Here is a 23,065-nt window from a genome sequence, read left to right on the forward strand (position 1 = left end):
AATTTTAAATAGTGATAAATGAGGTCATAGAATCTTGTTGATGAATCAAATCATAATGCAATATAGCGACTTTATTTTTTTCGATTACAGATTGAGTGATGCTCAAGGTTTTCATTTCGTCATTTCGATTAATCACCAATCCGTTCTCTTGATTCTCCTGTTCAGTATATCTATGAAAGTGAAGCATTTCTGTTTGTGAAATGCTAGAATTTGTTTCTAAAAAAGTATAAAACCAATTGGAGCGTTTTTCCCTAATTTCTTTCGAATACAAAGTAGACGACGACCAAACATGATTTTTATGAATGTCTAACGGCGTAGTTTCTTTCTGAATTCCATTCCATCGCAATTGAAATAGTTCCATATTTTGGAATAAAACCAACGTAAAAGGTTCTATGTTTTCCAAATCAATTTCTTCCCAGAAATCCTTTGGCGAAAAGCTACTAATAATATCCAAAACAATCAAACCACGACTTTTTCTGTAAGGTAATTCAACTTTGTGTTTTTCATCGGCACCATTTAATAAAACTAAAACAGTTCCATTTGCATCAAAAACAAACCAACTTCCTCCGGCTTTTGGATCTTTTGGAAAAATGACATTTTTACCGTTTATGTTATAATCTCTGGGTGGTATTGCAGAAGGTCTAATTGTTTTTTCATCTCGATTTGAGGTAATGATAAAGGTACCATTGACATTTACAAAACTTACTGTGCACATTGATTCCGATATTCGATTGTAGAACGGGCGACTCCAAAATTTTCATCAATATTTACATTTTCAAATTTCAAAATAACTACTTTTATCAGTGCTTGATGATGAATACAATGCTCTAAATTATATAACAATTCTCTAAAATAATTACTCTGAATTCTAATTTCCTCACCATCAATAATTTGTTGTAAATCGATGTTTTTATTCTCTTTTTCAAGATTATTTTTAATTTCCAAAATTTGATGAATCGCATAATTTATATCCGTTTGAATTAATATATTACGTTTTCTTTTATCGTAATTCACAATCCCTAAATCATATTGATTTTGAAGACACTGAAACATCTCTATAATGTGCCTCGAGTGCTCCCCGATAGTAGCATTACTCAATTCAGCGAATGGATTTACGTACTCTTTTTGGGATAACTGATTTAGCAAGTGAATCAATTCATTTAAGCTATTATTTATTGAAGGTATCAGCATATTACAATTTTAATTTTAACAAATTTTATATTCCCTTTTTTTAAAAGAAAAATCCTTGTCACATTAGAAGTAAATGTATTAAAAAAACGATTTAAAAAACAAAACCCTTTTCAATCGAAATTGAAAAGGGTTTTAACATATATAAAATTTTAGTTAAGAAACTAGCGTTCTTGAAATTACAATACGTTGGATCTCTGAAGTCCCTTCATAAATCTGTGTGATTTTTGCATCACGCATCATTCGTTCCACATGATATTCAGCTACATAACCATTACCTCCATGAATTTGAACTGCTTCAATAGTAGTATCCATTGCGGTTTGCGAAGCAAATAATTTTGCCATAGCTCCAGATTGAGAAATATCCATTCCTAAATCTTTTTCAGAGGCCGCTTTAAAACACAACATTTTAGCTGCCATAATTTGAGTTGCCATATCGGCTAATTTAAAAGCAATTGCTTGGTGTTTAAAAATTTCTTTTCCAAAAGCTTTACGTTCTTGAGAATATTTCAATGCTAATTCATACGCACCGGTAGCAATTCCTAATGCTTGAGAAGCAATTCCTATTCTTCCACCGTTTAATACACTCATTGCAAAATTAAATCCAAATCCGTCTTCTCCTATTCGGTTTTCTTTAGGTACTTTAACGTCACTAAACATTAGAGAATGCGTATCCGATCCACGAATTCCCATTTTCTTTTCTTTTGGTCCAATATCAAATCCGTCCCAACCTTTCTCAACTATAAAGGCATTAATTCCTTTATGTCCTTTCTCAACGTCTGTTTGTGCAATTACGATGTAAGTAGATGCTGACGAACCATTAGTAATCCAGTTTTTGGTGCCATTCAATAAGTAATGATCGCCTTTGTCAACAGCGGTAGTTTTTTGTGAAGTCGCATCAGATCCAGCTTCTGGTTCTGACAGACAAAAAGCTCCAATTATCTCTCCTTTAGCAAGAGGAACTAAATACTTCATTTTTTGTTCTTCGTTACAATACTTTTCTATTCCAGCACAAACCAATGAATTATTAACTGACATAATAACTGCAGATGAGGCATCAACTTTTGCAATTTCAGTAATTGCTAAAACATAAGAAACACTATCCAATCCTGAACCACCATATTTAGGATCGACCATCATTCCTAAAAAACCAAGTTCTGCCATTTTTTTGACTTGCTCTGTTGGGAATTTAGAGTATTCATCTCTTTCGATTACTCCTGACAGCAATTCGTTTTGAGCAAAATCTCTAGCGGCTTGTTGAATCATTAACTGCTCTTCGGTTAGATTAAAATCCATAATTATATAAAATAAAATGTTGTGAATTATTTAAAAAAAGTAGGCAAAGATACTTTTTTCTTGTGAATTTATCAATTTTGATTCGTAAATTTGGGGGATGAAAGCAGAATACTATAACGTTATCGGAGTAATGTCAGGAACATCACTAGACGGAGTCGATTTAGCTCATATTCAATTTAAGATAGAGAACGAAAAATGGTCCTTTGAAATAATTGAAAGTGAAACCGTTAGCTATAGTTTAGACTGGATTAATAGTCTAAAAACTGCCGTGCACTTCTCCACAAACGAATTGGATGATTTAAACCAAAAATACACCCAACTCCTTGCTACTACCATATCTAATTTCATTAAAAACCACAATATCGAAAACCTCGATGCTGTTTGTTCGCATGGCCATACCGTTTTACACCAACCGGAAAAAGGTTTTACACTACAAATTGGCAATTTGCCCGAAATCTCATCCTTGATTAACCAAACTGTAGTTTGTGATTTTAGGGTTCAGGATGTTCAATTAGGAGGACAAGGCGCACCTTTGGTTCCGATAGGTGACCGAATATTATTTTATGAATACGATTATTGCATGAATTTAGGTGGTTTTTCAAATGTCTCATTTGAAGAAAATGGTAAACGAATTGCTTTTGATATTTCGCCAGTAAATACTGTTTTAAATTTTTATGCCAACCAATTGGGACTGGATTACGATGACAAAGGCAATATTTCAAGAACCGGAATTTGCAACGAAAATTTACTGAATGAACTAAACGTTTTGGATTTCTACCAAAAAAAACATCCAAAATCATTGGGTATTGAATTTGTTATAGATTCCGTTTTACCAATAATTGAAAGCTATAAAATTACTACGGCAGACAAATTAAGAACTTTTGCTGAACATGTCGCAACACAAATCGCAGCGGCTTTACCTACTAAAAAAGGAAACTTTTTTATAACTGGTGGTGGTGCCTACAATGATTTCCTTATAGCAAGAATTCAATATTATTTACCGGAAATGAAAATTATAATTCCAGAAAAAAAAATATTGGAATTCAAAGAAGCTTTAATATTTGCTTTGCTTGGTGTATTGAAATTACGTGGAGAAATCAATGTTTTGAGCAGCGTAACTGGAGCAAAAATGGACCACAGTACCGGAAATATCTATATCCAAAAATAATTTTTTAAATACATAATTCGCATTATTCTATTTTTTATATTTGTCCAAATTAAACATATCGCAATAAATGAAAGATTTATTAAAGAAATTCGAAAATAAGGAACCCGAAATCATTTTTAACTGGAAAGACCCTGAAACTGAAGCTGAAGGATGGACAGTCATCAACTCTCTTCGAGGTGGTGCCGCCGGCGGTGGAACTCGCATGAGAAAAGGATTGGATATGAATGAGGTTTTGTCATTGGCAAAAACAATGGAAGTAAAATTTTCGGTTTCAGGACCTGCCATTGGTGGCGCTAAATCTGGAATTAATTTTGATCCAAATGATCCAAGAAAAAAAGGCGTTTTACAACGTTGGTACAAAGCGATATCTCCATTATTGAAAAGTTATTACGGAACTGGCGGTGATTTGAATGTAGATGAAATTCACGAAGTGATTCCAATGACGGAAGAATGTGGTGTTTGGCACCCTCAAGAAGGTGTTTTTAATGGTCATTTTAAACCTACCGAAGCCGATAAAATTAATAGAATTGGTCAGTTGCGTCAAGGTGTGGTTAAAGTAATTGAAAACCCAAAATTCTCACCAGATGTTTCCAGAAAATATACAATTGCCGATATGATTACTGGTTTTGGCGTTGCCGAAGCAGTTCGTAATTATTATACTATTTATGGTGGTGATGTAAAAGGTAAGAAAGCAATTGTTCAAGGTTTTGGAAATGTAGGATCAGCCGCTGCTTTTTATTTAGCAGATATGGGAGCAAAAGTAATTGGTATCATTGATAGAGACGGTGGATTAATCAACGAAGATGGTTTTACTTTTGAAGAAATAAAAGCATTATTCCTTGCCAAAGACGGAAACAAACTTGTTGCTGAGAATATAATTCCTTTTGAAGAAATCAATCAAAAAATATGGACAATAGGTGCTGAAATATTTACTCCTTGTGCTGCTTCCCGCTTAGTTGCTCAATCTCAAATTGACAGTTTAATTGCCAATGGTCTTGAAGTAATTTCGTGCGGTGCCAATGTACCATTTGCAGATAAAGAAATCTTTTTTGGACCAATTATGGAGAATGTAGATCACAAAGTAAGTTTAATTCCTGATTTTATTTCTAACTGTGGTATGGCAAGAGTATTTGCTTATTTTATGGAAAAGAAAGTACAAATGACCGATGAAGCTATCTTTCAAGATACATCGGCAACGATAAGAAATGCGATTGAAAAAGCGTATAACTTGAACCCATCAAAAACAAATATTAGTGCCACTGCCTTTGAAATTGCATTGAAGCAATTGACTTAAAAAATAGAAACATTACCATTTTAATACTTATTATTACTCGGATTAAACAGATTTCCAATATCTGTCTAATCCGAGTTTTTTTTACTTTAAATAGCACTATTAATTTTAACAACGGATTACCTTTTCTCTGTTGGCAATTTTTAGTACATTTCAACGTTTTTTATTCATACACTTTTTAAATATTAAAATACCGATGAGTTCCACCATTTCTTCAGATCAAAAGAAATCATTAGCAATATCTTTACTTTTATATGCGACTTTGCTGCTAATTTTGTTTTTCATCCGTTTTTGGCCTCCAGCCAACATGGCGGAATTAGCTGGTGGTGGCGGTGGTGGCGGTGGTGGCGGAGTTACTGTAAATTTTGGCGATAGTGATTTAGGCTCAGGAGCGAATTATAAGAGTGAAGTTTTACAAGTAAAAAACCAAAGCAAACAAGTTCCTGTAAAAGCAACTCCTGATGAAGCTATACTATCACAGGAAAACACAACGGAAGAAAGTGTTGTGATCCCTCAAAAAGAAAAGACTAAAAAAACCATCGTACCGGTAAAAGAAATAACAAAACCAGTTGTAGTAAAACCTAAAGTTTCCAGTAATACAAATGACGCCTTATCCAGTATTCTAAAAGGATCTAATAAAGGTGGTGATGGCGATGACAAAGCAGCCGGAAATAAAGGGAAATCAAACGGAAGTTTAAGTTCTAATGGCTATTATGGAACTGGAGGTTCCGGTGGAGGAACAGGTGGAGGAAATGGCACTGGAAACGGGATAGGAACTGGAAGCGGATATGGTTCCGGAAGTGGCGGAGGATCCGGAAGTGGTTCGGGTGGCGGTACTGGTTATTCATTAGGAAATAGAAAAGCGGTTTCTAAACCTGCTCCAAAATATACTTGTAACGAACAAGGCAAAGTTGTAGTAGAAGTTTCCGTTGATAGAAATGGAAAAACAATAAATGCAGTTGCGGGAATAAAAGGAACAACCAATACGGCAAATTGTTTATTAGAACAAGCAAAAATCGCTGCTATGAATACGAAATGGGATGCCAGCAGTGATGCTCCGGAAAAACAAGTTGGAAAAATAGTGTACAATTTCAATTTGAATTAAAAGCTACATAACGTAAGAAATTAAAATAAAAAAAATGCCTCAAATTATCGAGGCATTTTTTATTTATTTTCGCTCAGCTTAATTTCTTCAGATGATTCTGGAAACCAATTAATTTGTTATTTATAAGTGCCAATTTTATTTTTCCGTCGACTAATATTGTAGTATCGGACCTTGTTTCATATTTCCCCCATAAATTCGACTTATGTTTTCGGAATCGGAAATCAAAAAATTATCTGATGTATTTGATAACCTAATTTCCAAATCTTTATTTGCAATTTTGAAATAATACGCTTTATTATTTCTTTCTTGATAATCTAAAAACCACAAACTCCACATAACATAAAATATTATTAGAGAAATTATTGAGTTTACAAAAAACAACTTTGTAATTTCTTTTTTAAAAAAATTTAAAACAGGTGCAACAACAATATTTAAAAGAAATAAGATCGGAATTATTAAAACTAGAGCAATTGAAACACTAGAATCAGGTTTCATATCATAAATAAATAATCCTACAAAACAGTTTGAAGGATTAAAAATCCTATCTAATATATTATAAATTTCTTTTTAGAAATCATTTTTATTTCGGACTTGTGGCAATCACAAACTTCAGATTATTTTTTACTCCTATTTGCAACACATCAACTAGGTCTTGCACTTGTAAATTGAATGGGATTCTAACAACAACGGTTTGATCCTTTTGACTATTCATTTTAGACATTAAAGTCGCTTCTAATTCCTCAAATGTTACAGGTTGCTTGTCGATGTAGAATTTCTTGTCTTCTGTAACGGACAAACTGATGTATTGCTTATTCGTTTTCTCGTTAGCTTTTGCTTTTGGCAATGTCATTTTTATAACATTAGGATTCGCTAAAGTGGATATAATTAGAAAAAACAACAACAAGAAAAACATGATATCGCTCAATGATGAAGTAGCCACTTCGGCATGAAATCTTCTTTTTCGTTTTATAGACATGTTACGATCTTTGAATAATATTTACGAATTCCAGTATTTGTTTTTGAATTTTTAAAGCAAAATTATCAATCTTCCCATTTAAAAGATGATAAGCACTGTATGCAATAATGCCAACTAACAACCCAGAACCACTACTGATCATTTTCTCGTATAACCCTCCAGAAATATTACCAATACTTATGTTTTCAGTAACCGAAATACTATAAAATATTTTTATTACTCCAGAAATAGTTCCAATAAATCCTAATGTAGGGGCAATACCGGCGATAAGCCCTAATTGACCTAAATGTTTCTCCATTTCTCCAATTTCAATGTCGGCAGCGCGATCCATATTAGATTCTATCTCACTGATTGGTCTGCCAATTACAAGGACTCCCTCTTTAATAATGTTACCGGAAGCCGTGTTGCTCCTTTCAGCGATTGATCGTGCCAATTCCAAATTACCTGAATTTAGATTATCTCTGACATCTAACATCAATCGGTGATCAATTTTAGATGCTTTATTAATATACAATGTACGTTCTATGATTAGATAAAAAGTGTAAAATAATAGAATTGAAATTGGGATTAAAAAGAATCCTCCTTTTAAAATAAATTCTAAAACAGATATTTCGGTATTTGGGGCAATTTTCTCGATAACTACGTTTGAAGCAGCATTAGCAATGGTGTCAGCCTGTAATTGTATAAAATTAAACATATATTATTATTATTATTTTTTACTCATTAATTCTAAAAATTATATCAATTTTGCACTAAAGATACTTTTCGATGTAATATTAAACTAAAAAAATCGGAAAATATTTTAATGCACTACAATTTTATAAAAAAATGGACTATCAAGAAACTATAAATTGGATGTTTAATCAACTACCGATGTACCAACTTCAGGGCGCTTCGGCCTATAAAAAAGATTTAACCAATACTCATTTACTCATAGATCATCTTGACAATCCTCAGGAAAAAATTAAATGTATTCATGTTGCAGGGACCAACGGAAAAGGTTCGACCTCGCACATGCTGGCTTCGATACTTCAAGAAGCAGGATATAAAGTGGGATTATACACTTCTCCTCACCTGAAAGATTTCCGGGAGCGCATCAAAATTAACGGCCCCGACGCTTCGGGAGAAATTTCTGAAGAATTTGTTTCTGACTTTATCAATAAACACAAGGCTTTTTTTGAAGCAAACGACATGAGTTTCTTTGAAATGACCGTTGGATTGGCTTTCGATTATTTTGCAAAAGAAAAAGTTGACATCGCCATCATCGAAGTTGGAATGGGCGGAAGATTAGACGCAACCAATATCATTATGCCACTTGTCTCCGTGATTACTAATATTGGATTAGATCACACTCCGTTTTTAGGAAACACACTTGATGCTATTGCTTTTGAAAAAGCGGGAATTATAAAGCCAATCATTCCTGTAGTGATTGGAGAATACACTCCAGAAACGAAAGTTGTTTTTTTGGCTAAAGCCAAAGAATGCCATTCAGAAATTTATTTTGCTTCGGATTTGATTTCAGAAAACTATCCTTCTGATTTAATTGGTGATTATCAAATGCACAATAAAAAGACGGTTTTACAGACTATTGCCATTTTAAACGAACAAAAAGAATTTAAAATTACCACCGAAAATATAAAATCCGGATTATTACACGTGGTAAAAAATACAGGTTTACAAGGCAGATGGCAACAATTAGGTAAATTCCCGAAAGTTATTTGCGATACGGCACACAACAAGAATGGACTGGAAATTGTTTTGAAACAAATACAAAAAGAAGAATTTGATGATTTACATATCATATTAGGTGTAGTAAACGACAAAGATTTGGATGAAATTCTACCCTTATTTCCTAAAAATGCACTTTATTATTTCTGTAAACCAAACATTCCTCGTGGTCTGGAGGCTTCCATTTTAGAGAAAAAAGCAATTATATTCGGTCTAAAAGGGGAAGTATATAATTCTGTAACAGCTGCTTATCAAAAAGCAAAACAGAACGCTGCAAAATCGGACCTTATCTTCATTGGCGGAAGCACCTTTGTTGTTGCAGAAATTTTATAATTTTTTTTATTTTTTACTTGCAAATCTAGAAAAGTGCTGTATATTTGCACACGCAATAACAGCAACGAAAGTTACTAAATTGTAATAGGGCGATTAGCTCAGCTGGTTCAGAGCACCTCGTTTACACCGAGGGGGTCGGGGGTTCGAACCCCTCATCGCCCACAAAAACTCCATTAGAAATAATGGAGTTTTTTTATGCCTTTATTTTAAAAACTTTATTGTTAACACATAAACCATTGATGTAAAACGGGCTAAATTAATATAATGCGATTGGCGCAGCAAGGCAACTTTTAGGAATGTCAAACGATTCAACCAAAGAAACCGCATCCGGTCTGATTTCCCAGCAAAGTTGATTCACCATCTTACGGATCGCTTTCGTCTTTACCCCTTCCATATAACCATCTTCAAGATACCAACCTTTATTTCTTTCAATTTGTGAAAGCGCATACAATTGGCACAATTTCAATAGTATTTCTTTACACTTTTTATCCTTAATGGATTGTATCGCTCTTTGAAATTGCTCGAGGACAATTCTTTCGAGATAGGCTTGAGAAACATCAATCATCTGGTGCTGTACTACATTGAATGCATCATAGGGTTCAAGCCCACTATCAATCAGCTTTTTGAGCCGCTTCGCTGCAGAAGCCTGTGTTGTTTTTTCCCTATACTCGAAGGCATTTAAATGAAACTAGTCGTCGAGTAAATGTTCATCATCTGTTTTTCGGGTTGCAATCGGATTTTTTTCAGAAATTGCGGTTTTAGTATTCTCATAAACGTAATTAATTATTCCCATTGCATCCATTTCACCAAATGATTTACGGAATTCCGACAGGCGATTTTTGGCTACCAATTGCATTAATACGGTATTGTCACCTTCAAAAGTGGTATAAATCTCAGTATCATTTTTTAAGGCATCTATCCGGTTTTCGGACAAATATCCTTTGCCACCACAGGCTTCGCGACATTCCTGCAATGTATCTCTGGTACTCCATGTTGAATAAGCTTTCATGCCAGCGGCAAGAGCTTCGATTTCCTGCATTTCACATTCATTTTTATTAATGAAACGATTAGTAAGATACTGCAACGCAAAATGAACCGCGTAAGTCTTTGCCAACAATGGAATTAATCGACGTTGGTGCATACGGTAATTTAAAATCGGCACTTCCGAACCGCCTTCAGGCCCAAATTGTCTTCGCTTGTCGCTGTATAATATTGCTATTGTCAATCCTGATTTGGCTGCAGCCAATGCAGAACGCGGAATTCCAATCCTGCCGCCTACCAAGGTTCCAAGCATAGTAAAAAACCGTCGGTTATCACTTGGAATAGGACTTTCAAATTCCCCGCTTTCATTTATTGAAGCAAAACGGTCTAGCATATTTTCTTTTGGAACGACAACCTTTTCAAAACGGATCGTTCCGTTATCAACACCATTAAGCCCCATTTTAAGTCCGCAATCACCAATAGTAATACCTTTTAGTATATTACCGTTTGTAGCACGCAACGGAACTATAAACGCATTAATGCCATAATCATTACCACCGATCATTAATTTGGCAAAAACTGTAGCCATCTGACCGTGATTTGCAGCGTTCCCAATGTATTCCTTCTGCGCATTTTCATTCGGTGTGTGAATAGTAAATGTTTGGTCATCGTGATTGTAGGTCGCCATCGTTTCAAGTCCTTTGACATTCGAACCGTGATTGGTTTCAGTCATTGCAAAACAACCGGTTAATTTTAGTGAACCAATATCTTTCAAGTATTTTATGTAATGTTTTTCTGTACCAAGCGATTGAATGCTCATACCCCAAAGCCCAAATTGGACTCCAAATTTGATCACCAAGCTTAAATCATGATAACTTAATGTTTCCATGATGGCAAAATAATCAGCCAAATTTCCTCCCCCACCATATTGCTTTGGATAGGCCATATTCCCTAAGTTTTCTTCAGCCAGAATTTTACACCAATCATATACTTTTTCACGATAGACATCAGTGTCGGTCGAAGTTTCATAGGCAAATTCCGGACGGCTGATCACTGACTTTACCTTCTTGATTATTGCAGCCTCTTTCCCATCCAGAATCTGTGTCAGTATTTCGGTATCAAATCTCTTGACTGTCTTATAATTTGAAGTAAAAATGACTGCAGTCTTTTTAAAATCCCCTATAACTTCTTCCCCCAAAATTCCGAGGTCATTTTCAAGTTCTACAAATGCCGGTCGCAAGTCTACAACAGTTTTGTCGTTTTCAGAAAGTATTATCGAAATATCAAAAATGCACTTCACTGAAGGTTTATCTTGAATAATTTTCTCTATTTCAGATTTCCAATGGACAAGCTGTTCCCGTGACGGAGGTGCTAAAACATTCACTTTCGAAAAAAGTAATTCTTTCTCCTTTTCGGAAAGCCAATTCTGTGAACCAATAAACTCTTGTAAAGTCAAAAACTCTTTTTGTGTCAAAAGATCATCTGACCAAACAATATAAAAAAGAGGAATAAAAGCCCTAAGTTTTGGATTCTTCATAGTATTTTGCATTTTTTAACGTTAGTTAAGTTAGTTCATTTTAATGACTAAAGTTACGGGATAAGGTCATAATTGTAAATTATTTATGAGTAACAATTCCTGTAACCCCACTAAAACAGTCATAAAACACTTCACAAACCGTTGTGAATGAACCAAAAAAAATCCATTATTTCTAATGGATTTTTTTTCTTTTTAAAACTGCAACTATTTTCAGGATAAAAACTGGATAATATATTGCTTTTCTTAATTCATTAATTCAAAACTGTCTCGTAATCGAATATCCGCAGAAGAGGAACCAATCATTATATCAAAATCTCCCGGCTCAGCAATCCATTGCAAATTGGCGTTGTAAAAAGACAATTTTTCTTTGTTTATAATAAATTTGACCGTTTTAGTTTCTCCAGAATTCAGTTTTATTTTTTGAAAATCTTTTAGTTCAATAATTGGTCTCACTACTGAACCTACTTTGTCTCTCAAATACAGCTGAACTACTTCTTCTCCTGCCACTTTTCCTGAATTGGTTACCGTTAAGGATACCTCTATCTTTTCAGTGCTTTTAATTTTATTTTTGGATAACTTCAAATTTGAATATTCGAAAGAAGTATAACTCAATCCATATCCAAAAGGAAATTTAGGACTGTTTTTTAAGTCTGTATATGCAGAAACGTAGTTTGATTCATTATCATTTTTCGCTGGTCTTCCCGTATTAAAATGATTGTAATAAATCGGAATCTGTCCTTCTTCCCTTGGAAAAGACATTGGTAATTTCCCTGAAGGATTGTAATCCCCAAACAAAACATCGGCAATGGCATTTCCTGCTTCACTTCCTAACCACCAAGTGTAAAGAATTGCAGGAACATTATCAGCAGTCCAATTAAAAATAAGTGGTCTTCCTGCGTTGATTAAAACCACAACCGGTTTTCCAGTTGCTTGAATCGCTTTTATCAACTCTTCCTGAACGCCCGGCAAACGAAGATTACTACGACTTTTAGCTTCACCGCTCATATCCCTTTTTTCGCCAATACTTAAAATCACTATATCCGCTTGATTAGCAATTGCGATTGCTTCGGCAAAACCATCTTTGTTATCGCCTTCAATTTCACAACCTTTGGCGTAAAGTAATTTGGCCGTATTTCCTACTTTATTCTGTAAACCTTCCCATTGTGAAATAACGTATTTATCATAATCCACTTCTGGCAATTCTACGGACCAAAAACCCATGTTTTGCTTGCGTTCTTTAACCAAAGGACCAATAGAAGCAATTGTCTTTGTTTGTTTTGAAATTGGCAAAATGCTTTTCTCCCTCCCCGGCGGACTAACATTCTTCAACAATACGATACTTTTTGCTGCAATTTCTCGCGCTACTTTTCTATATTCCAGATTGTTTAGTTCTTTTTGTTCTCTTTCCGGATTTGAGTATTTATAAGGGTCTTCGAACAATCCTAATTCAAATTTCTTGCGTAAAATTCTTTTTACCGCATCATCAATAAGCGCAATTGAGACCTTTTTTTCTTTTACCAATTGTGCCAAATTATATCGATACGCATTGCTTTCCATATCCATATCACTTCCTGCCGTTATAGCAGCTAATGCTGCTTCTTTACTGTCACTTACATATCCGTGATTAATCATTTCGCCTATTGAGCCCCAATCGGAAACGACGAAACCTTTAAAATTCCATTTCCCTTTCAAGATGTCTCTTTGCAAATATTTATTTCCTGTTGCCGGAATTCCATTAAGGTCATTGAATGAGTTCATAAATGTTGCAGCCCCAGCATCCAAAGCAGCTTTGAAAGGTGGTAAATACGTTTCCCAAAGCATTCTTTCACTCATATCAACCGAGTTATAATCTCTCCCGCCAACAGCAGCTCCATAAGCCGCAAAATGTTTCACGCAAGCCATTACAGAGTTAAGATCACCTAATTTTCCTTGAAAACCTTTCACTCTTGCATAAGCAATTTTTGAACCTAAATAGGTGTCTTCCCCTGCGCCTTCCATCACTCTTCCCCAACGCGGATCACGCGCAATGTCCACCATTGGCGCAAAAGTCCAATGAATTCCACTTGCCGATGCTTCGGTTGCAGCAATTCTTGCCGAAAGTTCCATCGCATCTAAATCCCAACTTGCGGCTTCCGCTAATGGAATTGGAAAAGTAGTTTTATATCCATGAATGACATCCTGACCAAAGAGTAAAGGAATTTTTAATCGGGATTGCATCGCTAATTCTTGGTATTGTCTCGTGTATTGCGTTCCCAAAACATTCAACATAGAACCAATTAAACCTGCTTTAATTTCAGATTGTTTATTAGGATTTATGGTTATGGGTCCAGTCGCTGCATTATCTCCCGTATATTGATTTAATTGTCCAATTTTCTCTTCAAGAGTCATTCGCTTCAGCAAAGCGTCTACATTTTGTTCAATCGTTTTTTGTTGAGAAAACGCCATAAAGCAGGTCAATAAAAGTGCTGTTGTTACTATTTTTTTCATTCTAAGTGCAATATTATTTTTATAATCAAATTCATTTATTCCATAATCCAAAGAGTAGGAAATGGTGTTTTATCTTTTTAACTTACTTGGACTTTTGAATTCCAAATAATTCAAGTTGAAATTTCCTTTTTCGAAATAAACTTTGATTTTATTCGTTCCTTGTTTTAAAACCACATTTTTCAAAGTGATCGTTTGCCAATTATTTTTTCCTCCAGAAGACGGAACGGTAATGGTTTCAGAAATTTTTCCGTTTTCATCTTTAAGAAAAAGCTTCCCTCCGGCTACCTCACTTGAATACCGAATAGCAACATCAAAAGTAGTTTTAGATTTTACCTCAACTGTGTATTGCAACCATTCTCCTTCCTCGATAAACGCAACATGAAAGCCATTAGTGATTTTATCATTACATGATTCAATGTCTACACCATCATTTCTCATTGCGCCACCTTTATTCCATTTGGTAAATTTAGTTCCATCATAATTAGCGATATCCTTATCCAAATAAGCGAATCTGTTTTGTCCTAAATCATATTCTGTTGCGAATACTTTCTCAGGCAAAGAATGGTTTTTGTATTTTTTAGTATCGGTTGTTTGCACTTGTCTAAACATTGCATCGATAACATCATATCTGATAGTCAGATTTTTCATTTTATAGTTTTCGGCAATCTGCATTAATGCTTTTTTTGCAAAAGCTACGGTTGGCTTTTTTCCTTTGGCCGTCCAATATTTTAATAATTGCTCATATTCCGGTGCTTTTGTAACCGAAGTTACCCCAGCTAAATTTTCAATTTTTTTCATTGGCCAAAAAGCCCAACCTATATTATTGGATTCTACCAAAGAGATTGCTTCTTTAAACCAGACATTTGAATTTTCACCACTTTCACCCAACCAAATTGGCACATTATATTGCGTTCTAAAATTTAGCATATTTTGTATAGAAGCCACATCATTATCGTTCCAGTATTTGTGGAAACTCAACGCCATATTATCATCCCAAAGCGGAAACATCCCATTGTAATTATTACCCCAGCAATTCCCCTCTATAAAAATCAAATGATTGGTATCTACTTCTCTTATGGTTTCAGTAATTCTCACCTGCAACGCTCTTAAAGGTGCGTTCGACTTTTCATCACAGCCATTTTGATTCGTTCCGGTAAAATTCCAATTGGGTTCATTGATGATATCATAGGCTCCAACCCAAGGATTGTCTTTATAACGTAACGCTAACTTTTTCCAAAGCGCCACCATCTTATCCTGATTTGCTGGATTTTCCCAAAGAGACGGTTTTGAATCATCATAATCAGATATATTGCCATCTTTCCCTTGACCTCCAGGAGTCGCATGTAAATCTAAAATCAAATATATTTTATTGGCAGTACACCATTTCAATAAATCATCCGTCATTTTGAAACCTTCTTCCAACCAAGTATCCTGGCCTGAAACGGTTTCTTTTTCAATAGGCAATGTGTACAAATTGAAATGCATGGGCAATCGAATGGAGTTGAACCCCCAAGCCGCCAATGAATCTATATCTCTTTTTGTAATTCCGTTTGCTTTATAGGCATCATAAAACTTCACAGTGTTTTTAGAACCAATTAGATCCGTAATCTTTTGTTTTATTGCATGTTGCGAACCTGCAAACGAACCAGTTTGGAGCATGTATCCTTCCTGAACCATCCATCCGCCTAATCCCAAACCGCGTAACACAATGTTCTGTCCATTTCCATCGACAATTTTTTGTCCATTTCTATGTAAAAACCCTTGTCCAAACGAAGGAACTGATAAAGAAATAAGAAATATTAAAACTATTTTTTTCATAAGAAGATTTTTAAATAAAACGTTACAGCATTAATAAACTAAAGTTTGAATAGCATGAGGCAGAATATAAATTTCTGTTGCTTTTGTTCCAATACATAAATTATACTTTAGCTTCTTATCTGTTTTATTCATAACCACCGTTACTGCTTTACCATCTTGATTTAAAAAAGAAGTAGTTAGTAAATAGCTTTGACTGGAAACACTACTTATTCTTTTTGCGCTTTTACCAATAAATTTAGAAAAATGACCAATAAAATAATAGGAAGGCGTATAGATTAATTCCCCAGTTATTGTGTTACCATGTATCGGAGAAAAACAAAAATTACCTACATGATTTGGCCCTCCATTTTCATCCAAAAGAATATTCCAATCTGTCCAGCCTACTGTTCCGTTATTAAAGTCATGAATCATGGATTCTCCATATCGTTCCCCATTTGCCCAAAGCTGTAATTTTTTAAAATCAAATTTCTCAACGCAACCTTCCGTGAAGATCAAGTTTTTATCAGGATACATTTCGTTGACTTTTCCAACATTTTCAAACATAGAAGCTCCGCCGCTCCAGCTTTCATACCAATGAAAACCAATTCCCCAAACATATTTATTTGCTTGCGGATCATCTAAAATCGTGCTCGCTCTCTGAGTCAGTAAATCTCTGTTGTGATCCCAAACCGTAATTTTTTTATCACCAAGTCCTGCTTTTTTCAATGTTGGCCCTAAATAATTTTTTAAGAAATCACGTTCTTCTTCAGCAGTATAAATACAAGATTCCCATGTTTGTTTAGCCATTGGCTCATTTTGAATCGTTAATCCCCAAACTGGAATTCCCTCTTTTTGATAGCTATTAATAAATTTTACATAATAATTAGCCCAAGACTGATAAAATTCAGGCAATAATCTACCACCCTTCAACATATTTTTAGTATCCTTCATGAAAGCTGGTGGACTCCATGGACTTACATATAATGTAGCCTTTCCTCCTGCTGTTGCAATTGCTTTTTTTATTAATGGAATTCTGAATTCTTTATCATGCTCAATACTGAAACTCTTTAGCGCCGCGTCACCTTCATCTATATAAGTGTAACTTCCTGAACTAAAATCACAGCTATGAATATTCGTTCTTATTATTGAATACCCAATTCCTTTTTCTTTATCATAATAAGCCTCTAGGAATTCTTTCTGATTTTCTTTAGTTAATTTCGCAAAAACCTCAGCGCTTGCATCTGTTATTGCCCCGCCGATACCCAAAAATGTCTGAAAGGTTTTACTTGGATTCACAAAAACACATAGTTGCGTTTCTAAAGGCTGTTTTAAATCCGTGAATTGCAAATTATCTGTTTTGTTCAATCTTAAATTTGTACCGTCAGCAGAAGTATAAACAGCAACCGTCCTATCTTTTACAGAAAAAGATGCTGGTTTAGTTTTGTTTTTCTGTTGCGAAATGGCGAAAAAAGACACCGCCAAAAGTGCTGTTGTGATTATTTTTTTCATACTATAAATATTATATTAAAATTGCTATTTTTTACCAAATATATGTTCCTACAGAACCCGCTTCTAAAGAAGTTATCATCCAATTTCCATTGTATTTAATATTGAAAATTTCGGATGTATTTCCATCATTTTCAACAATTAAAACTTTTTTCCCACTTGGTGTTTTAAAAGCCACGTTATTTAAATTACCGCTCAAATTACTTGCAATTCTAACAGAACCAGCCGGAACAAATTTAGAAGCATGGGCAATGATATAATACGCTACATTTCTGGTAAAACTATCATTACTATTTATCGTTATTGCCCCTTTACAAGTAGTGCAGCCCCCCGAAGTATTAGGTCCGAAAGAAGCGTTATTGGCTAAGTTCCATTCCAATGCTGTTTTGCTCCAATTTCGCATAGAACCGATAATTACATTTTTTACATGCCACTTCAAATCGCCTTCAAAACTTCCGGTAGAAGAAGTGTATTGCTCTGTGAAATATAAATTTTTATTGGGGAAAGCATTGTGAACCGTTGACAAAGCGCTTATATCTCCTTCGTATAAGTGAAATGCTGAGCCATCAATAAAAGGATAGGCCAAACCATCGTTTAACACTGCCATCGGATATTCCGGTTTGTTGCAATTATGGTCATATACTACAATTTTGGTCGTCAAATTTGCAGTTTGAAAAGCTGGCCCTAAATGATTTTTTATAAAATCAGCTTGTTGCAAAGCGAGCATTAGCATACTAGGATTATTTCCGGGGTGTAAAGGCTCATTTTGTGGCGTAATCGCATCAATGGTAATTCCTTCCGCTTTCATTTTTTGGATGTATTTTACAAAATACTGCGCATAAACTCCGTAGTACTGCGGTTTCAAACTTCCTCCAACAAAATTATTATTATCTTTCATCCATATTGGCGCAGACCATGGAGCAGCCATAATTTTAATCTTTGGATTGATTGCCAATATTTCTTTCAGCATTTGTATCAAATCACTTTTATCCGGAGCTAAACTGAAATTCTCCAAATTGACATCTGTTTGTCCGCTTGGCAAATCATCATAAGTAAATGGTGCAGCATTCATATCTGAGGCACCAATACTGATTCTTAAATAACTTATTGCAATCGAATTATCATTGGCACCAAACAATTCCTGTAATAATTCTTGCCTTTTTTGTGCATTTAATTGATTAATAACTTGGGCACTTCCTCCGGTTAAAGTATATCCAAATCCATCGACAGTTTGAAAAATATGCGAATCATCAACTTCAATAGTAGCATAATTATTATAGGCTGTACCAAATGATAAAATTGATGTTTGTTTTTGAAGGATTATGGTCTGATTGCCTTTTGTCAACCAAAAATCAACTTCATTTACCGCGACCGGCAGTGTTTGCTTTAAAGTCGGATTCACAGTATCACTAGCCGGAGAACATTTCGACAGTATGACGGATAAGGTTATTAAAATGAAAATTTTCATCGTATTTTTTATAGTGTTCATATTTTATTTATAGTTTATTTCGACATAAACCGGCAAATGATCTGATGGATATCTTAAATCTTTTGAATCACTCAAAATCGCATATTTTTTTACTTTTAAAATACTATTTTTAGTAATAAAAATTTAGTCTATCAATTTGGCCAACGGCTCTTTATGCATAAAATTATTAAATGTTCCGGAAGGACTAAAAGGCTTCTCTTGTGAGACTTCTCTAAAATCATCTATCACTTTTTTTAGTGCTATTATTCTCTCTTCATTTAGTTCTGAATTGAAATCTCCCATGAAAATTATAGGATATCTTTTGGCTTACAATTCCCTTATTTTCGAAAGAATAAGCTGTATTCCTTCGGTTCTTGCGGCTTCCAAATTGTGGTTCAAATACGTGTTAAAAACCCAAAAAAGTTATTTTTTTTTAAACCTTTGAAAAACGAATATTTACAAAATCTGTTGCAAGTAGCATCCCAGCCCTTGGTAATTTTATTCGGTGTTTCAGAGAGCCAAAAGTATTGGTTTCTTTAACTCTAAATCGTTCTTTTTTATAAAAAACGTTGGACGATTCTCCTTGCTCAATTTCGTCAATTCCAATACCAATATTATCACTTTGCAATAATGACGTTGTAATATCAATAACCTAATTGGGTTTTGCTTTTTGCACTCCAAAAATATCCGGTTCGTAAAATTGAATTTGAGAACTGAAATAATCTTTACAATGATTCCAATCATTCTAGCCATTACTGGCAGCATCAAGACGAGTGTTGCAGGTCATTACTTTTAATGTTTAAGCATTTAAGAAGGCACTTATTAGAAGAAAAAGCACAGAATAAATTATTCTTTTTGACTGATTCATTTCTTTATTTTAATTTATTAATCTCCACCAGAGCTTCGATCCAACTTACAAATAGAAGCTCACAATGAAGAACTAACTAACCAAACTTATTAATTGTAAACCCGTACATAATCAACCTCAAAAGTGGAAGAAATAAAATTGGGATCTATACTTCCTCCAAAACCACCACCCATTGCACTATTGATAATCAAGAAAAAATTCTGATTAAAAGGAAAACTAGATGCATTAGAAAATGTATAAAACAATTGATTGTCAACATAAAACTTAATTGACGTAGCGGACCAATCTATACTATAAATATGAAACTCAGTTGCAACATTTGAAATTAGCACCGTTCCAGTATCGGGTGAGTTTCCTGAACGTCCGGGAGAATGAAGGGTTCCATGAATTTTATTTAGTTCGTTGCCAACATGTTCCATCATATCAATTTCTCCACAAGCGGGCCATCCGGCTGTGCTGACATTATTTCCTAACATCCACAACGCAGGCCAAGTTCCACCACCAAAAGGCAGTCTTGCCCTAATTTCTACTCTTCCATATTTAAAAGAGAATTTATCTTTTGAAAGAATCCTGGCAGAAGTATAATTACTTCCGCTGAAGTTTTCTTTTATGGTTTTGATTTTTAAAAATCCATTTTGAATAATTACATTTTCAGTTCGGTTCGTGTAATATTGAGATTCGTTATTCCCCCAACCGCCAGCACCTAAATCATAACCCCATTTTGAACTATCAGGCGCTCCATCGATGTTAAATTCATCGGACCAAACTAGTGAAGATCCCACGAAAACTGTTAATGAAAGTGTTGAAGAAACAAAATGTCCTGAATTGTATGCAGACACATATATAACATAGGTATTTGTCCCTGCTGTTGTATAGGTATAAGTTAAATTCCCATTTGTTAACTCTTTAGTTTCTCCGTTTCCAAGTAAAATTTTATAGGAAGTTGCATTAGTTGCACTAATATTAATATTTACTGTCCCACTACCATCACCATTTGGATTTTGAGCGTTAGACCCATCTAATGTTGCGGAAATTGCAAGATTTGAAGGCACCATTATTGCTACATCTCCAACATTATTATTCCCACTACAGGAAAACAAGTAGAAAAAATTAGCTAAAGCGATAAAAAACAAAATCTTCGAGAATTGATTGTTTTTTGAAAATTGAAGCAAAACATTATTTCCCATCATTTATTTTTTTATGATCAATATTAAAATAAAGCTCAGAACTATCCAATATAGTCCTGAGTTTTATTTTATTCCAATTTATTAGAGTGCTGGTTTTAATTTTAAATACCAAGCATTACCAGTTTCGGTTCCTTGTACTCTTACATACATATAAGTTGAAGTCATCACTAAAATTTCATATTCTTTCTGTACAGCACCATATCCTATAAAAGTAGTAACTCCAGATAATAGAATACTCGTTTGAGTTGATGGTGAATTATTTGACGTTGAAGGCAATGCCGGTGCTCCACTTGAAGAAGGAATAAAAGAAAAAGCAGAAGTTCCCCCTCCATAATTATAACATCCTTCATCTCCTGTTGCGGGAATTCCCGGAAGAGTTGTTAATGAACCTGTTTTTGTAAATGCCCCATCTGGAGTAGCAACTTGTAAAGAGAATGTTCCTGTACCGGCGACTTTAGCAAAAGTAAAAGTGGCTGTGTAAAAACAATTTGCAGAAGCTACCTTTTCATTAACCCCTGAAGCCCACCATTCCGGTCTTATAGAAGAAACATTCCAAGGACCTACACCTAAATGACCTGCCACACTTTTATCAACAACCCAAGTTTTTGATGTGTCATTTGTTAAAGCAGTAACAATTGCAGGATTAACAGTAAAATCACTTCTTACGGTAACATCTTTAGTAACATTAGTAGAAGATCCACCTTTACCGAAAGCAACAACAGTAATTCTATACGTATTTACACCAAGTGTTGTGTATTTTTTGGTAGTAGTACCATTTGGCAAATAAACTAAATCCACCGCTGTATTGGCATCATAATCTATTTTATAAGAAAGCACATCGTGACCAGTTATAGAAATTTTCACGATCCCTGACCCATCACCATTTGGATGCGTTGCATCTTGTCCTACAACTTGAGTCGCAATAACAATGTTTGACGGAGCTGTTAAATCTCCTAACGAATAAATTTCCTGCGTACAACTACTTAATGTTAGAAGTAACACAAAGAAAACTCCAAAAATGAATTTTATATTTGTTCTCATAGTTTTATTTTAATTTGTTAATCTAATGTTATCCACATAAATAACTTCTCCAATTCCTGAATCCGAATCATTGTAGCGCAAAACAAGTTGCGTAAATTTGGCTCCCGCTGGTATTCCTGAAATAGCACTGTAATCAAATATAATTTCTTCCCAAGCACCAGATTTAGTAAATGGCACTTTTATTACCGCAACACCATTTTCTGGATTTCCGTCAACGGACCATTCTAACTCAACATTTAATTTTTTACCAATATTAGCAGGATCAGGATTATAAGCTAAAACTTTGATCTTTTTTCCGTAAGAAAAATTTACCGGAATATTCAATGGGCTATACGTACCGCTCCATGAAGCCGCCCCCATTGATTTTGTATATTTCCCTACTGTTGCACTAGTATTTAAACCTGTCGCATTTGGATTTGCTACTTTAGAAAAAGTGACATTCCCAAAAGTTCCAAAAAAGTAATTTACTGCCGCCGTTTCAAAATCAATTGGAAATCCAAATAATGTTTTCGTTCCTTGCGTAGTTGCTGCACCACCACTTTGAGCAACTACTTTCAAAATAAAAGGTCCACCAGTTGCGGGGTATGTGTGCGCTGGTAATTCTTGGCCTATCGCCATAGGAGTACCAACTTCATTTGCTACATCTCCATAATATACTAAAAATGATTTAGCGTATAATGCTGTAGCTTTTACTTTCATCTCACCAGATGTAGAAATAAGTAAGCTTTCGGGCGCTCTGTAAACAACCTCTAATGGAAATGTTTGTTCTGTTTTAGCACCAGAAATAGAAGTAGCTATAATTTTTACTACATATTTTCCTTCTGGATAAACATGAATTGTACTTGAACCAGGAGCAACTGTAGCTGCAGATCCAGTACCCTGACCATAAACTACCTGAAACGAAGTAGCACCATTAGCTGTTGGAGTTATCTTAACTTTTCCTGAGTTATCAGTACTAATATCAAATATTTTATTAACATTTGCTGCTGAATCTGTTCCTAAAAGTGCCGTATCAGTATTGATTCCTTCAACCGTACAACTAACAGTAACAGCCAGCAATAATACAAAGCTGAAAATAAATTTTATTTTTTTCATAATTTTATCTTTT

19 protein-coding genes, 1 tRNA gene and 1 pseudogene are annotated in these 23,065 nt (G+C 34.6%); 5 read left to right on the forward strand and 16 right to left on the reverse strand.

The window, feature by feature from the left end:
- Positions 1–4: 4 nt before the first annotated feature.
- From C4S35_RS10170 to C4S35_RS10180, 3 genes are all read right to left on the reverse strand, one after another.
- Entirely contained in the window at positions 5–715 is a 711-nt protein-coding gene (locus C4S35_RS10170) for an NRDE family protein (RefSeq protein WP_104000061.1), read from the reverse strand.
- On the reverse strand, positions 703–1,191 hold the full coding sequence (locus tag C4S35_RS10175) for a hypothetical protein (RefSeq protein WP_104000062.1): 489 nt from the start codon (positions 1,189–1,191) through the stop codon (positions 703–705). The genes C4S35_RS10170 and C4S35_RS10175 overlap by 13 nt, the downstream gene beginning before the upstream one ends.
- Positions 1,192–1,344: 153 nt before the next feature.
- A complete protein-coding gene (locus C4S35_RS10180) occupies positions 1,345–2,484 on the reverse strand; it encodes an acyl-CoA dehydrogenase family protein (RefSeq protein ID WP_104000063.1) in 1,140 nt (379 codons plus the stop codon).
- Positions 2,485–2,581: 97 nt separating this feature from the next.
- Between C4S35_RS10180 and C4S35_RS10185 the strand changes: the two genes are divergently transcribed.
- From C4S35_RS10185 to C4S35_RS10195, 3 genes are all read left to right on the forward strand, one after another.
- Positions 2,582–3,652: an anhydro-N-acetylmuramic acid kinase gene (locus C4S35_RS10185; RefSeq protein ID WP_104000064.1), complete on the forward strand. Its 1,071-nt coding sequence runs from the start codon at positions 2,582–2,584 to the stop codon at positions 3,650–3,652.
- Between the two features lie 67 nt (positions 3,653–3,719).
- Positions 3,720–4,946 carry a Glu/Leu/Phe/Val dehydrogenase dimerization domain-containing protein gene (locus C4S35_RS10190; RefSeq protein ID WP_104000065.1) on the forward strand — a complete coding sequence of 409 codons (1,227 nt, stop codon included), beginning with the start codon at positions 3,720–3,722 and terminating at the stop codon, positions 4,944–4,946.
- Positions 4,947–5,139: 193 nt separating this feature from the next.
- Positions 5,140–6,048: a hypothetical protein gene (locus C4S35_RS10195; protein ID WP_104000066.1), complete on the forward strand. Its 909-nt coding sequence runs from the start codon at positions 5,140–5,142 to the stop codon at positions 6,046–6,048.
- A 580-nt stretch (positions 6,049–6,628) separates the two neighbouring features.
- Here C4S35_RS10195 and C4S35_RS10205 read toward each other — a convergent pair.
- Complete coding sequence (locus C4S35_RS10205; protein ID WP_104000068.1) at positions 6,629–7,024, reverse strand: ExbD/TolR family protein; 396 nt, start codon at positions 7,022–7,024, stop codon at positions 6,629–6,631.
- 1 nt (position 7,025) lies between these two features.
- Entirely contained in the window at positions 7,026–7,721 is a 696-nt protein-coding gene (locus tag C4S35_RS10210) for a MotA/TolQ/ExbB proton channel family protein (RefSeq protein WP_104000069.1), read from the reverse strand.
- A gap of 131 nt (positions 7,722–7,852) precedes the next feature.
- Between C4S35_RS10210 and C4S35_RS10215 the strand changes: the two genes are divergently transcribed.
- Both C4S35_RS10215 and C4S35_RS10220 read left to right on the forward strand, forming a co-directional pair.
- Positions 7,853–9,085 carry a bifunctional folylpolyglutamate synthase/dihydrofolate synthase gene (locus C4S35_RS10215; RefSeq protein WP_104000070.1) on the forward strand — a complete coding sequence of 411 codons (1,233 nt, stop codon included), beginning with the start codon at positions 7,853–7,855 and terminating at the stop codon, positions 9,083–9,085.
- Positions 9,086–9,172: 87 nt separating this feature from the next.
- A tRNA-Val gene (locus C4S35_RS10220) sits at positions 9,173–9,247 on the forward strand.
- 94 nt (positions 9,248–9,341) lie between these two features.
- Here the strand turns inward: C4S35_RS10220 and C4S35_RS16045 are convergent.
- The 11 genes and pseudogenes from C4S35_RS16045 to C4S35_RS10265 all read right to left on the reverse strand — a co-directional run.
- A pseudogene (locus C4S35_RS16045) lies at positions 9,342–9,755 on the reverse strand (acyl-CoA dehydrogenase); the annotation flags it as partial.
- Positions 9,756–9,773: 18 nt separating this feature from the next.
- The gene (locus tag C4S35_RS10225) at positions 9,774–11,603 is read right to left on the reverse strand and encodes an acyl-CoA dehydrogenase family protein (protein ID WP_244175242.1); all 1,830 of its coding nucleotides are present in this window, start codon (positions 11,601–11,603) and stop codon (positions 9,774–9,776) included.
- 243 nt (positions 11,604–11,846) lie between these two features.
- Positions 11,847–14,090, reverse strand: a complete 2,244-nt coding sequence (gene bglX, locus C4S35_RS10230; protein WP_104000071.1) for a beta-glucosidase BglX — start codon at positions 14,088–14,090, stop codon at positions 11,847–11,849.
- Positions 14,091–14,159: 69 nt separating this feature from the next.
- Positions 14,160–15,908 carry a cellulase family glycosylhydrolase gene (locus tag C4S35_RS10235; protein WP_104000072.1) on the reverse strand — a complete coding sequence of 583 codons (1,749 nt, stop codon included), beginning with the start codon at positions 15,906–15,908 and terminating at the stop codon, positions 14,160–14,162.
- Positions 15,909–15,938: 30 nt separating this feature from the next.
- Positions 15,939–17,396 carry a glycoside hydrolase family 30 protein gene (locus C4S35_RS10240; RefSeq protein ID WP_104000073.1) on the reverse strand — a complete coding sequence of 486 codons (1,458 nt, stop codon included), beginning with the start codon at positions 17,394–17,396 and terminating at the stop codon, positions 15,939–15,941.
- Between the two features lie 31 nt (positions 17,397–17,427).
- The gene (locus C4S35_RS10245; RefSeq protein ID WP_244175243.1) at positions 17,428–18,882 is read right to left on the reverse strand and encodes a glycoside hydrolase family 30 protein; all 1,455 of its coding nucleotides are present in this window, start codon (positions 18,880–18,882) and stop codon (positions 17,428–17,430) included.
- Between the two features lie 123 nt (positions 18,883–19,005).
- Complete coding sequence (locus C4S35_RS16050) at positions 19,006–19,164, reverse strand: exonuclease/endonuclease/phosphatase family protein (RefSeq protein ID WP_244175244.1); 159 nt, start codon at positions 19,162–19,164, stop codon at positions 19,006–19,008.
- Positions 19,165–19,294: 130 nt separating this feature from the next.
- Positions 19,295–19,489 carry a hypothetical protein gene (locus C4S35_RS16055; RefSeq protein WP_244175245.1) on the reverse strand — a complete coding sequence of 65 codons (195 nt, stop codon included), beginning with the start codon at positions 19,487–19,489 and terminating at the stop codon, positions 19,295–19,297.
- A gap of 329 nt (positions 19,490–19,818) precedes the next feature.
- Entirely contained in the window at positions 19,819–20,919 is a 1,101-nt protein-coding gene (locus C4S35_RS10255) for a glycoside hydrolase family 16 protein (RefSeq protein WP_104000074.1), read from the reverse strand.
- A gap of 78 nt (positions 20,920–20,997) precedes the next feature.
- Positions 20,998–21,957 (reverse strand): hypothetical protein, encoded by a 960-nt coding sequence (locus tag C4S35_RS10260; RefSeq protein ID WP_104000075.1) that lies wholly within the window; start codon positions 21,955–21,957, stop codon positions 20,998–21,000.
- A gap of 9 nt (positions 21,958–21,966) precedes the next feature.
- Positions 21,967–23,052 (reverse strand): hypothetical protein, encoded by a 1,086-nt coding sequence (locus C4S35_RS10265; protein ID WP_104000076.1) that lies wholly within the window; start codon positions 23,050–23,052, stop codon positions 21,967–21,969.
- Positions 23,053–23,065 lie beyond the last annotated feature (13 nt).

The sequence above is a fragment of the Flavobacterium urumqiense genome, assembly GCF_900108015.1.
Taxonomy (GTDB): domain Bacteria; phylum Bacteroidota; class Bacteroidia; order Flavobacteriales; family Flavobacteriaceae; genus Flavobacterium; species Flavobacterium urumqiense.